The organism is Pantoea sp. Taur (assembly GCF_009830025.1).
Lineage (GTDB): Bacteria > Pseudomonadota > Gammaproteobacteria > Enterobacterales > Enterobacteriaceae > Pantoea > Pantoea communis.
In genome coordinates this window covers 1-11,380 of sequence record NZ_SZZZ01000040.1, presented here as the reverse complement: position 1 = coordinate 11,380, position 11,380 = coordinate 1, and the positions used below count along the sequence as shown (strand labels likewise).

At 51.3% G+C, this 11,380-nt stretch carries 15 protein-coding genes and 1 other annotated feature; of the genes, 8 read left to right on the top strand and 7 right to left on the bottom strand.

Going from position 1 to position 11,380, the window contains the following annotated elements:
- From FD744_RS24805 to FD744_RS24795, 3 genes are all read right to left on the bottom strand, one after another.
- On the bottom strand, positions 1–186 hold a 186-nt coding region (locus FD744_RS24805), incomplete at its 3' end, for a transposase domain-containing protein (RefSeq protein WP_202403470.1).
- 119 nt (positions 187–305) lie between these two features.
- Entirely contained in the window at positions 306–1,592 is a 1,287-nt protein-coding gene (locus FD744_RS24800; RefSeq protein ID WP_045816444.1) for an HlyC/CorC family transporter, read from the bottom strand.
- A gap of 13 nt (positions 1,593–1,605) precedes the next feature.
- On the bottom strand, positions 1,606–2,400 hold the full coding sequence (locus FD744_RS24795; RefSeq protein ID WP_038645240.1) for an inner membrane protein YpjD: 795 nt from the start codon (positions 2,398–2,400) through the stop codon (positions 1,606–1,608).
- 166 nt (positions 2,401–2,566) lie between these two features.
- Here FD744_RS24795 and ffh point away from each other — a divergent pair, with 166 nt between their 5' ends.
- The 5 genes from ffh to rplS all read left to right on the top strand — a co-directional run bounded on the left by ffh (position 2,567) and on the right by rplS (position 6,080).
- Positions 2,567–3,928, top strand: coding sequence for a signal recognition particle protein (gene ffh, locus FD744_RS24790; protein ID WP_160869948.1), 1,362 nt, complete (start codon positions 2,567–2,569; stop codon positions 3,926–3,928).
- 142 nt (positions 3,929–4,070) lie between these two features.
- The gene (gene rpsP / locus FD744_RS24785; protein WP_007893313.1) at positions 4,071–4,319 is read left to right on the top strand and encodes a 30S ribosomal protein S16; all 249 of its coding nucleotides are present in this window, start codon (positions 4,071–4,073) and stop codon (positions 4,317–4,319) included.
- An 18-nt stretch (positions 4,320–4,337) separates the two neighbouring features.
- Positions 4,338–4,886, top strand: coding sequence for a ribosome maturation factor RimM (gene rimM, locus FD744_RS24780; RefSeq protein WP_034822227.1), 549 nt, complete (start codon positions 4,338–4,340; stop codon positions 4,884–4,886).
- 35 nt (positions 4,887–4,921) lie between these two features.
- Entirely contained in the window at positions 4,922–5,686 is a 765-nt protein-coding gene (gene trmD, locus FD744_RS24775) for a tRNA (guanosine(37)-N1)-methyltransferase TrmD (RefSeq protein WP_045816445.1), read from the top strand.
- Between the two features lie 43 nt (positions 5,687–5,729).
- Positions 5,730–6,080, top strand: a complete 351-nt coding sequence (rplS, locus tag FD744_RS24770) for a 50S ribosomal protein L19 (protein WP_034822234.1) — start codon at positions 5,730–5,732, stop codon at positions 6,078–6,080.
- 57 nt (positions 6,081–6,137) lie between these two features.
- Here the strand turns inward: rplS and FD744_RS24765 are convergent, their stop codons facing one another.
- A complete protein-coding gene (locus FD744_RS24765) occupies positions 6,138–6,659 on the bottom strand; it encodes a GNAT family N-acetyltransferase (protein WP_160869946.1) in 522 nt (173 codons plus the stop codon).
- A gap of 298 nt (positions 6,660–6,957) precedes the next feature.
- Between FD744_RS24765 and FD744_RS24760 the strand changes: the two genes are divergently transcribed.
- A complete protein-coding gene (locus FD744_RS24760) occupies positions 6,958–8,037 on the top strand; it encodes a 3-deoxy-7-phosphoheptulonate synthase (protein WP_160869944.1) in 1,080 nt (359 codons plus the stop codon).
- A gap of 6 nt (positions 8,038–8,043) precedes the next feature.
- Positions 8,044–9,165, top strand: a complete 1,122-nt coding sequence (gene tyrA, locus FD744_RS24755) for a bifunctional chorismate mutase/prephenate dehydrogenase (protein WP_058962335.1) — start codon at positions 8,044–8,046, stop codon at positions 9,163–9,165.
- Positions 9,166–9,198: 33 nt separating this feature from the next.
- Here tyrA and pheA read toward each other — a convergent pair whose 3' ends face one another.
- The 3 genes from pheA to raiA form a co-directional block, all read right to left on the bottom strand.
- Positions 9,199–10,362, bottom strand: coding sequence for a bifunctional chorismate mutase/prephenate dehydratase (gene pheA / locus FD744_RS24750; protein ID WP_038645247.1), 1,164 nt, complete (start codon positions 10,360–10,362; stop codon positions 9,199–9,201).
- A 22-nt stretch (positions 10,363–10,384) separates the two neighbouring features.
- Positions 10,385–10,509 (bottom strand) — a sequence feature (Phe leader region).
- Positions 10,461–10,508, bottom strand: coding sequence for a pheA operon leader peptide PheL (gene pheL / locus FD744_RS24745; protein ID WP_100703679.1), 48 nt, complete (start codon positions 10,506–10,508; stop codon positions 10,461–10,463). Its footprint overlaps the feature before it by 48 nt.
- 97 nt (positions 10,510–10,606) lie before the next feature.
- Positions 10,607–10,933, bottom strand: coding sequence for a ribosome-associated translation inhibitor RaiA (gene raiA / locus FD744_RS24740; protein ID WP_034822244.1), 327 nt, complete (start codon positions 10,931–10,933; stop codon positions 10,607–10,609).
- A 327-nt stretch (positions 10,934–11,260) separates the two neighbouring features.
- Between raiA and FD744_RS25755 the strand changes: the two genes are divergently transcribed.
- Positions 11,261–11,380, top strand: a 120-nt coding sequence (locus FD744_RS25755) for a hypothetical protein (protein ID WP_237449367.1), incomplete at its 3' end; no start/stop codon positions are given.

Genomic DNA, 11,380 nt, shown 5'->3' with positions numbered 1-11,380 from the left:
AAAAAGTGCCATGCCGGTTACAGCCCAGACCATCATTTCCATCGATAAACGGCGCTTTCGTAACGTCACTGTCCCGGTATCAGCGAGACACTCGTCAATGAGTTCAGGAGAAAGGAGATCGGAAAGCCCCGAGAATTCCTGAGGCGTAAACTTATGAACGATATCGAGAGCCTGACTGAGAAGCATAAAAAAATCCGTAATCCCTGAGAGATTACGGATTCTTGCAGAACTGCCGGATCGTTCAACCGATCATTTTTGTCTTAACTGATCGGCATTACGCGATGTTCGCGGCGTTTTTTTTGGCTTCAGGAACCGATGGAGGATTTCAGCGGATGATGCGGGGTAATGCGCACCTGCTTCACCATGTTGTCTTGCACGTCGAGGATATCCACATCGTACTTCCCGATTTTCACGCGTGTATCGACCAGCGGAATCTCTTCCAGCGCTTCCAGCAGCATGCCATTGATGGTGCGTGCTTCGTCTTCGGGTAACGTCCAGTTAAAGGCTTTATTGATTTCACGCACGTTGGCGCTGCCTTCAATCAGCACTGAGCCATCATTCTGCGGCATCACTTCTTCCGCCAGCGAGGGAGACATGGACGTCGTAAAATCGCCAACAATCTCTTCCAGAATGTCTTCAATGGTCACCAGTCCTTTGATGTCACCATATTCATCGACCACCAAGCCGACTTTCTTCTTATTACGCTGGAATTTCACCAGCTGGACATTCAGCGGTGTACCTTCCGGCACATAGTAAATTTCATCAGCGGCGCGCAGCAGGCGATCTTTGTTGAACTCTTTCTTCTCGGTCATCATGCGCCAGGCTTCACGCACGCGCAGCATGCCAACCGAATCATCCAGCGAATCGCGGAACAGCACGATCCGGCCATGCGGGGAATTACTCAGTTGGCGAACAATCGATTTCCAGTCGTCGTTGACGTTAATGCCGACAATTTCATTGCGTGGCACCATGATGTCATCAACGCTGACCTTTTCCAGGTCCAGCACCGACAGCAGCATGTCCTGATTACGACGAGACATCAGTGAGCGGGACTCATAGACAATGGTACGCAACTCTTCCTTACTTAGGGCTGAACTGATGGAGCCTTCCGTTTTGATACCAACCATGCGCATCAGAATGCGGGTAATGGTGTTGAGCAGCCAGACCAAAGGAAGCATCACATACTGCAGCGGCGCCAGCAGCACACTGCTGGGATAGGCGACTTTTTCGGGGTAAAGCGCTGCAATGGTTTTCGGCAGCACTTCAGCAAACACCAGCACCACAAAAGTCAGGATCCCGGTGGCAATTGCCACACCCGCATCGCCGTAAAGACGCATACCGACAATGGTACCCAATGCGGAGGCCAGGATATTCACGAGGTTGTTGCCTATCAGCACCAGGCTGATTAAGCGATCAGGACGGCGTAAAAGTTTTTCGACACGACGAGCCGCGCGATTACCGCTTTTGGCTTTGTGGCGCAATTTATAACGATTGAGCGTCATCATGCCGGTCTCTGAACCGGAGAAGTACGCAGAGACCAGCACCATGATGACCAGCGTAACGATCAGCGTGGTGGTTGAAACATGTTCCAACGCAAAAATTCCTTTAGTGAGAAGTGAGCAGGTGCTGAAGCACGCGACTGCCGAAGTAGGCCATGGTCAGCAGCAGTGCACCACCGCAGTTAAACCAGACGACGCGACGTCCGCGCCAGCCCTCATGATAGTGTCCCCAGAGCAGAACGATATAAACAAACCAGGCAAGAATGGACAGCACCGCTTTATCGACATTCTCCGCGCTAAACAGGTTATGCATGAAGAACAGACCGGTACACAGCACCAGCGTCAACAGCACTACACCAATTTGCGTGATATGAAACATCTTACGCTCAATACTCAGCAGCGGCGGCATATCCTGGGTGAAAGCCAGTTTCTTATTTTTTAACTGGTAATCAATCCATGCCAGCTGCAGCGCATACAGTGCCGCGATAATCAGCGTGGCGTAGGCAAACAGCGACAGGCCGATATGGATCATCATGCCCGGCGTGGTTTCGAGATGGGTAATAAAGGCATTCGGCACAAAGGTGGCGAAGGCGAGGTTAATCAAGGCAAAGCCGTAGACAATTGGCAGCAGTAACCAACCGCGATTGCGCGATGCAACGATGGTCATGATCGCGCAGATCAGCAAACTCACCAGCGAACCGATATTTAGCAGGCTGAGGTTTTGTCCGTTATCGACGGCAAAAATGCGTTGTTGCAGTGCAACCGCATGGGCGATCAACGCGACGCAAGCAGAAAGTACGGCAAAACGACGCCAGCCACCGTTGCGTTTCAGCAGGCTGGGGATGATCAATGCAAGACTGAGGGAGTAGGCGAACAGCGCCACGATCGCGAAAACGAACATAGATCCTTTCAGGTGTCGGTCAGATAAGGAAAAAACCAGTATAGCGCCAGCTGCATCAGGCTCCAAACGATCTGAAGGTCAATTGCAGAGATCGCTGTGGCTTCGTGCTATAATCCGCCGCATTGTGCCGCCCGGGCGGCCTCGCTACGGTCCTAAGTGAGAGAGCATGTTTGATAATTTAACCGATCGTTTGTCGCAATCCCTGCGCAACATCAGCGGCCGCGGAAGGCTGACCGAAGACAACATTAAAGACACCTTGCGTGAAGTGCGCATGGCATTGCTGGAAGCGGACGTTGCGCTGCCGGTCGTGCGTGAGTTCATCAACCGCGTGAAAGAAGCGGCGGTAGGTCAGGATGTAAACAAAAGCCTGACGCCTGGCCAGGAATTTATCAAAATTGTTCGCAACGAGCTGGTTGCGGCAATGGGTGCAGAAAATAATGCGCTCAATCTGAACGCACAGCCGCCGGCTGTGGTGTTGATGGCGGGCCTGCAGGGTGCGGGTAAGACCACGAGCGTGGCGAAGCTGGGTAAGTTCCTGCGCGAGAAGCATAAGAAGAAAGTGCTGGTGGTTTCTGCCGACGTTTATCGCCCGGCAGCGATTAAACAGCTGGAAACACTGGCGCAGCAGGTTGGCGTGGACTTCTGTCCTTCCGATCTGAGCCAAAAGCCTGTCGACATCGTGAAGAACGCCCTGAAAGAAGCGAAGCTGCAATTCTACGACGTGCTGCTGGTGGATACCGCCGGTCGTCTGCACGTTGATGAAGCGATGATGGACGAGATCAAACAGGTACACGCCGCGATCAATCCGGTGGAAACCTTGTTTGTGGTCGATGCCATGACCGGTCAGGATGCGGCAAACACGGCAAAAGCCTTCAATGAAGCGCTGCCACTGACGGGCGTGATTCTGACGAAAGTGGATGGTGATGCGCGCGGTGGTGCAGCGCTGTCTATTCGTCATATCACCGGCAAGCCGATTAAATTCATGGGTATGGGTGAGAAGACGGAAGCACTGGAAGCGTTCTATCCAGACCGTATCGCCTCACGCATCCTCGGCATGGGCGACGTACTGTCGCTGATCGAAGATATCGAGAGTAAAGTTGACCGCGAACAGGCGGAGAAGCTGGCGAAGAAACTCAAAACCGGTGATGGCTTTGATCTCAACGACTTCCTCGAACAGCTGAAGCAGATGCGCAACATGGGCGGCATGGCCAGCCTGATGGGTAAGCTGCCGGGCATGGGGCAATTGCCAGACAACGTGAAATCGCAGATGGATGACAAAGTGCTGGTGCGTATGGAGGCGATCATCAATTCGATGACCACCAAAGAGCGTCAGAAACCGGAAATCATCAAGGGCTCACGCAAGCGCCGTATTGCCACCGGTTCAGGTATGCAGGTGCAGGACGTTAACCGTTTATTGAAACAGTTCGACGACATGCAGCGCATGATGAAGAAAATGAAGAAGGGTGGCATGGCCAAAATGATGCGTGGCATGAAAGGTATGATGCCGCCCGGATTCCCCGGTCGCTAAGGCGAGCGGCACACAGCCAGAAAATTAACACGCTCAGGTTGCTTTTTTCGCCAAAATGAGTAAAATTTTCGGGCTTTTTATATTGCGCTCGGGTTCCATCCCTCGATGGAGCCCGAGCGCTTTATTAACTAATGAGGATGTTATGGTTACAATTCGTTTGGCACGTCACGGCGCGAAAAAGCGTCCGTTCTATCAGGTCGTCGTTACTGACAGCCGCAATGCGCGTAATGGTCGTTTCATCGAGCGCGTAGGTTTCTTCAACCCGATCGCTTCTGGTCAGGCTGAAGGTCTGCGTCTGGATCTGGACCGTATTGAGCACTGGGTTGGCCAGGGCGCAACGCTTTCTGATCGCGTTAACGCGCTGATCAAAGAAGCAAAAAAAGCAGCTTAATCTGTCACGGTGGTTAGCATGAGCATTAAACCTGCCGCACAGCCTCTCGTTAACCCAATTGTATTGGGGAAAATGGGGGCCGCTTACGGCATTCGAGGTTGGCTCAAAGTGTTTTCCTCCACTGAAGACGCTGAAAGCATCTTCGACTACCAACCCTGGTTCATCCAGCGTGCCGGTAAATGGCAGCAGGTCGAACTGGAAGGTTGGAAGCACCACAATCAGGACCTGATCATCAAAGTCAAAGGCATTGACGATCGGGACGCTGCGGCACAGTTAACCAATTGCGAAATTACGGTTGATTCTGCTCAGCTGCCAGCGCTGGAAGAGGGTGATTACTACTGGAAAGACCTTATGGGTTGCAAAGTGGTAAACCTCGACGGTTACGAAATGGGCAAAGTCATTGATTTGATGGAAACCGGTTCGAACGACGTTCTCGTTGTTAAGGCAAACCTGAAAGATGCATTCGGTGCGCAAGAGCGGTTAATCCCGTTTCTTGATGAACAGGTTATCAAGAAAGTCGATCTCTCTACTGGCACGATTGAAGTAGATTGGGATCCTGGTTTTTGATCTCCGGACAATCCGGTAACGTAACGGCGAACGCGATGTGGATTGGTGTTATTAGCCTGTTTCCAGAGATGTTTCGCGCTATTACCGAGTACGGGGTAACTGGCCGGGCAGTAAAAAATGGCCTGCTCAACATTCAAAGCTGGAGTCCTCGTGACTTCGCGCACGACCGGCACCGTACCGTGGATGAACGTCCTTACGGCGGCGGACCGGGAATGTTGATGATGGTGCAACCCTTACGGGATGCTATCCACGCAGCGAAAGCGGCGGCGGGAGAAGGTGCCAGGGTGATTTATCTTTCACCTCAGGGTCGCAAACTGGACCAACAGGGCGTTTGCGAACTGGCGACCAACCAGAAGTTGATTCTGGTGTGTGGTCGTTATGAAGGGATTGATGAGCGCGTGATTCATACTGAGATTGATGAAGAATGGTCAATCGGTGATTACGTACTCAGTGGTGGTGAGCTACCAGCCATGACGTTGATTGATTCAGTCGCCCGGTTTATCCCCGGCGTATTGGGCAAGCAGGCGTCAGCCGATGAGGATTCGTTCTCGGATGGTTTACTGGATTGCCCGCACTACACCCGACCTGAAGTGTTAGAAGGGATGGAAGTTCCGCCAGTCTTACTGTCGGGCAACCATGCCGATATTCGCCGCTGGCGCCTGAAACAGTCGCTAGGCCGTACCTGGCTAAGAAGACCTGAACTTCTGGAAAACCTGGCTCTGACTGAAGAGCAAGCACGGTTGCTAAATGAGTTCCAACGGGAACATCAGCAGCAACAAAACCATCAGGTGGAAGAGTAATCTTCCCTGACTATCAGTTTACCCAGGATATAGAGATTTAATTATGAGCAACATTATCAAGCAACTTGAACAAGAGCAGATGAAGCAGGACGTACCTTCATTCCGTCCGGGTGATTCCGTGGAAGTGAAAGTATGGGTCGTTGAAGGTTCTAAGAAACGTCTGCAGGCATTCGAGGGCGTGGTTATCGCTATTCGTAACCGCGGTCTGCACTCTGCATTCACTGTTCGTAAGATTTCAAACGGCGAAGGCGTTGAGCGTGTCTTCCAGACTCACTCTCCGGTAATTGACAGCATTTCTGTCAAACGTCGTGGTGCTGTACGTAAAGCCAAACTGTACTACCTGCGTGAGCGTACCGGTAAGTCAGCTCGTATCAAAGAGCGTCTGGGCGCGTAAGCGACATCCCAAAGTTAATAGCAAACAAGGGGTTGGCCTATGGGCCAGCCCCTTTTTTTATGGTCGCTTGAGATGGTAAATCGCGCTATTCACTGGGCCGCTATCAAGAATGATTAAACCATAGCGGCAATCGATAAACTCAAAACCACTGCGCAATGCCACGGCACGGCTGGCATGATTCTCCTCAGCAGCGATAATCTCCAGTAAGGGGATCTGCGCGTGCTTGAAGCCAAAGTCCACCAATTGAGCCACTGCACGTGTTGCGACACCTTGCCTTTGTGCATCGCTGCGAACCCAATAGCCTAATGCACTAAATTCCCCAAGCCGCTGTGCGAATCTGATGCCTGCGCCGCCGAGTAACCGATCATTGCTATCGACAATAGCGAACTCTTCCGCTTCACCGTTACTCCGCTGCATATGGGTGAAATTAATCCAGTTAGTGGCTTCCTCTGCCCGATAATCGTGATGCGCCCATACCATCCATGGCAGCAGGCTGTTGAGAGACTGATTGACCGCCGCAGCAAAAGCGCCAGCATCCTGTAGAACGAAAGGGCGTAAGGTGATGACAGAGGTTGACATCCTAAGATCCTGGAAAACGATGAATAACAAAATGTTAATGGAAAAAGAGGGTGTTGGCACTTTTAAATAAAAGTAGAGTGTAAAATAAAATTTACACAAATCACTTTGTGTTGGGTGGCCCAAATTACGTTAACTTTATGTATTTAATGTGTTTTTAGTTTTGTTTTTGTGATGGTTATCAGTGGTGGTAATAAAAGTGTACATTCACGGATTGCAAGATGTACATGTTGTGGTACAGTAAGCGCCATCCTCAGTGAGGATCCCAAACCGCATACACGAGTTAAAAAGGATCGCCATCATGCAGAAAGACGCGCTGAACAATGTGCATATCGCCGACGAACAAATTTTAATCACCCCGCAAGAGCTGAAAGCGAAGTTCCCGCTCACTGCGGCGCAGGAAGCGCAGATTGCTGCTTCTCGCCAGACCATTGCCGATATTATTGCTGGCCGCGATCCGCGCCTGCTGGTGGTCTGTGGTCCTTGTTCAATTCACGATACCGAAGCCGCACTGGAATATGCTCGTCAGCTGCAAACTCTCTCTGCACAGTTGAAGGATCAGCTGTATATCGTTATGCGCGTTTATTTTGAAAAACCTCGTACCACCGTTGGCTGGAAGGGGCTGATCAACGATCCTTACATGAACAACTCATTTGATATGGAAGCCGGGCTGCACATTGCGCGTCAGCTGCTGGTGAATCTGGTGGAAATGGGCCTGCCGCTGGCAACGGAAGCGCTGGATCCTAATAGTCCACAATACCTCGGCGATCTGTTCAGCTGGTCTGCGATTGGTGCCCGTACTACCGAGTCACAAACGCACCGTGAAATGGCTTCCGGTTTATCGATGCCTGTCGGCTTTAAGAACGGCACTGACGGCAGCCTCGGCACCGCGATCAACGCCATGCGCGCTGCAGCGATGCCACACCGTTTTGTCGGCATCAATCAGGCGGGGCAGGTTTGCCTGTTACAGACTCATGGCAACCCGGATGGCCACGTGATCCTGCGTGGTGGTAAAGCGCCTAACTACGGTCCTGAAGATGTTGCGCAGTGTGAAAAAGAGATGCTGAAAGCGGGACTGCGTCCGGCCTTAATGATAGATTGCAGCCATGGTAATTCTAATAAAGACTATCGCCGTCAGCCTGGCGTAGCCGAGTCGGCTATTGCGCAGATTAAAGATGGAAACCGTTCCATTATTGGCCTGATGCTGGAAAGCAATATTCACGAAGGCAATCAGTCTTCTGAGCAGCCACGTAGCGAAATGAAATACGGTGTTTCCGTCACGGATGCCTGCATCAACTGGGAAACCACGGAAACCTTGCTGCGTGAAATCCATCAGGATCTGCAGGGAGTGCTGTCGGCACGTCTGTCACACGAGGAATAAAGAGTCATGGTGGCTGAACTGACCGCGCTACGCGATCAAATTGATGAAGTCGATAAAGCCCTGCTTGGGCTATTAGCCAAACGCCTTGAGCTGGTAGCTGAAGTAGGTGAGGTCAAAAGCCGTTATGGTTTGCCGATTTATGTGCCAGAACGTGAAGCCAGCATGTTGGCTTCACGTCGTCAGGAAGCTGAAGCGCTCGGCGTTTCGCCAGATCTGATTGAGGATGTCTTACGTCGCCTGATGCGTGAATCTTATGCGCATGAAAACGACAAAGGCTTCAAAACGCTCTGCCCAACGCTGCGCCCGGTGGTGATTGTTGGTGGGCGTGGCCAGATGGGGCGCTTGTTTGAAAAGATGCTCAATCTGTCAGGTTACCAGGTCCGTATTCTGGACAAGGGCGATTGGGATCGTTCTGAAGAGCTGCTCAAAGATGCGGGCATGGTCATCATCAGTGTGCCCATTCATCTGACCGAGCAGATCATCGCCGAATTACCAACACTGCCGGAAGACTGCATTCTGGTTGATCTTGCATCGGTGAAGAATCGTCCATTGCAGGCGATGCTGGCGGCGCATACCGGCCCTGTTCTCGGTTTGCATCCCATGTTTGGCCCGGATAGCGGTAGCCTGGCGAAGCAGGTGGTGGTGTGGTGTGATGGCCGTCAGCCGGAAGCCTACCAGTGGTTCCTTGAGCAGATTCAGGTTTGGGGGGCGCGCTTACATCGCATCAGCGCGGTCGAGCATGACCAGAACATGGCCTTTATCCAGGCGCTGCGTCACTTTGCCACTTTTGCCTATGGTTTGCATTTAGCGGAAGAGAACGTCAACCTTGATCAACTGTTGGCGCTGTCCTCACCGATTTATCGCCTGGAACTGGCGATGGTTGGTCGACTGTTTGCTCAGGACCCGCAGCTTTACGCAGACATCATCATGTCTTCGGAGAGCAATCTGGCGCTGATTAAGCGTTATTATCAGCGCTTTGGTGATGCGATTAAATTGCTGGAGCAGGGCGATAAACAGGCGTTCATCAAGAGCTTTGAAGGTGTCGCGCACTGGTTTGGCGATTACGCTCAACGCTTCCTGGTAGAGAGCCGAAGTATGTTGCGTTCGGCTAACGATAGCCGGCAATAAAAGAGAAGGCATCCGCAAGGATGCCTTTTTCATTTACAGTCGCGGTTCCACCGGAACAACATTTTCACCCGGATAGCAGCCGAGTACTTTCAGAGATCGCGTCAAATCACGTAGCTCTTTCAACGCCAGCTGCATGTTCTCCGATTGCAGATTGCCCTGCACATCAATGTAAAACATCTCTTCCCATGGGTTGCCGTTAATTGGGCGGTTTTCTAGTTTGCTCATGATCAGATTGTGATTACGCAGCACCAGCAGAGCCTCAACCAGTGCACCAGCTTGCTGACCGGTAGCCATAATCAATGTGGTTTTGGCCGGTACCTGGCCAGAAACTTCAATCGGCTTACGTGCTAGCACAATGAAGCGGGTATGGTTTTGTTGCTGGTTAGCTAAATTCCGTTCTAACACCTGCAGACCATACAGCTCACCGCCCGCTTCACTGCCCAGAGCCGCCACTTTTGGTGAATTCATCGCCGCGACCTTTTCCATTGCCGCTGCGGTGCTCTCGGTATATTCGATTTTCCATTGTGGGAAACGATTGATGAACTGGCTGCACTGCTGGAATGGCTGAGGATGGCTATAAACCGTTTCAATTTGCTGTAAGTCGGTATTGCCGTTGACCAGCACACAGTGTTCGATTGGGATGGTCAGCTCGCCAACGATGGAGAGCGTGGTTTGCTGCAGCAGGTCATAGACGTCGTTAATCGAGCCTGAGCTGGTATTTTCGATTGGCATCACGGCGTAATCGGCCTGGCCACTCTCCACCTGATGAATGATGTCATGGAATTTTAGGCAGCCCATCTCAACCATGGAATCAAAATGACGTGTGGCGTATTTACGCGCCGCGAGGTGAGAGTACGAACCCTTAGGACCCAGAAATGCGATGCGCGGCGCGTGTGCGTGCGGGTGGTTTAAGTTTTTCTGCAGCAGCGCTTGCTGAGTCAGTACCGAATCTTCAATCACCAGTTGGAACAGACGAGTAATGTAGTGCGCATCAAGCTGGTGCTTTTTGCCGAGTGAGATCAGGTTTTCCAGCAGTGCGCGTTCACGCTCAACATCGCGAATCGGGCGATGGGTCGCGAGCTTTGCTTGCGCCACCTCAACCGCCAGCGAACGGCGTTCAGATAACAGCGTTAACAGCTTTTCATCAACGGCGCTGATCTTATCGCGTAATGCCAGCAGCGGATTTTCGGGATTCATAGGGCTCACCTGTAAAATGTCCAATAAAAAAGCCTCCCGTTTGGGAGGCTTTGTTGTTCGTCTTCGCATTCATTTTCACACGACGAATCACCTCCCAATCAGGGGAAGGTAAAAAAGAATGCGAAGAAGAACGGTAGATGTTTCATGTGTGATTCCAGCAATAAAGTGGATTGAGAGTAACCGCAGTGATTTAAAGCTGTCAATAAAAAACGCGCCCGCAGGCGCGTTACTGGAAAAGGTCTATTTATCCCGCAGGGGTGAAATCTTTCATACTGCTGGTTGCGCGGCGCGCTTCAGGCTTGTGCTGCGCCTTATTCAGTTGTCGCTCCAGCTTGGCAATCAGATCGTTGATAGCCGTGTACATATCTTCGTGTTTCGCGCTGGCAACCAGCGTGCCGTTCGGTGTGTTAATGGTGGCATCAGCCACGAATTCTTTCGGCTCTTTCGATAACACGATGTGCGGATTTATCAGGTGAGTTTGCCACTTTTCAAGCTTGGCGAGACGGTCTTCGACATGGTTGCGGATAGCCGCAGTGATTTCCATTTGTTTGCTGGTAATGTTCAGAATCATAGTTAAACCTCTCTGTCATTTCCGTCTGGGTAGGACCAGCATACCGCGTAAATCAGGAAAAAGTGTGATCTAAATCACATTGAAATGTCACTTTTTGTCAATGCCAGTGAATTGTGAGAAAGGCTCATAAAATCGCGGAAAATGCTTGAAGGGCAGGGATGAAAAGAGCAAGATTGATGAGTTAACCGCAGCGGATAATCAGCAATCTGGCTGAATTTTCGGCAAAAAAAAGCAGCCATTAAGGCTTAATGCCAGTCAGTTAAGGATCAGTTGAACGATCCAGTGGCTGTGTAAGAATCCGGAAACGCTTCGTTTCCGGATTTTTTTATGCAGCTCAGTCAGGCCCTTGATATCGTCTCTCGTTACGATTCTCTTCGTAATCCTCTGAATACGCTCGCGGATGTTCTTGACCCTGCGCTCATCAGCCGCTGCCTTGAGGAAGCTGGC

Coding starts and splice junctions, on each gene's coding strand:
- FD744_RS24795 (WP_038645240.1), bottom strand. CDS start 2,400: ATGTTCGTTTTCGCGATCGTGGCGCTGTTCGCCTACTCCCTCAGTCTT.
- ffh (WP_160869948.1), top strand. CDS start 2,567: ATGTTTGATAATTTAACCGATCGTTTGTCGCAATCCCTGCGCAACATC.
- rpsP (WP_007893313.1), top strand. CDS start 4,071: ATGGTTACAATTCGTTTGGCACGTCACGGCGCGAAAAAGCGTCCGTTC.
- rimM (WP_034822227.1), top strand. CDS start 4,338: ATGAGCATTAAACCTGCCGCACAGCCTCTCGTTAACCCAATTGTATTG.
- trmD (WP_045816445.1), top strand. CDS start 4,922: ATGTGGATTGGTGTTATTAGCCTGTTTCCAGAGATGTTTCGCGCTATT.
- rplS (WP_034822234.1), top strand. CDS start 5,730: ATGAGCAACATTATCAAGCAACTTGAACAAGAGCAGATGAAGCAGGAC.
- FD744_RS24765 (WP_160869946.1), bottom strand. CDS start 6,659: ATGTCAACCTCTGTCATCACCTTACGCCCTTTCGTTCTACAGGATGCT.
- FD744_RS24760 (WP_160869944.1), top strand. CDS start 6,958: ATGCAGAAAGACGCGCTGAACAATGTGCATATCGCCGACGAACAAATT.
- tyrA (WP_058962335.1), top strand. CDS start 8,044: ATGGTGGCTGAACTGACCGCGCTACGCGATCAAATTGATGAAGTCGAT.
- pheA (WP_038645247.1), bottom strand. CDS start 10,362: ATGAATCCCGAAAATCCGCTGCTGGCATTACGCGATAAGATCAGCGCC.
- raiA (WP_034822244.1), bottom strand. CDS start 10,933: ATGATTCTGAACATTACCAGCAAACAAATGGAAATCACTGCGGCTATC.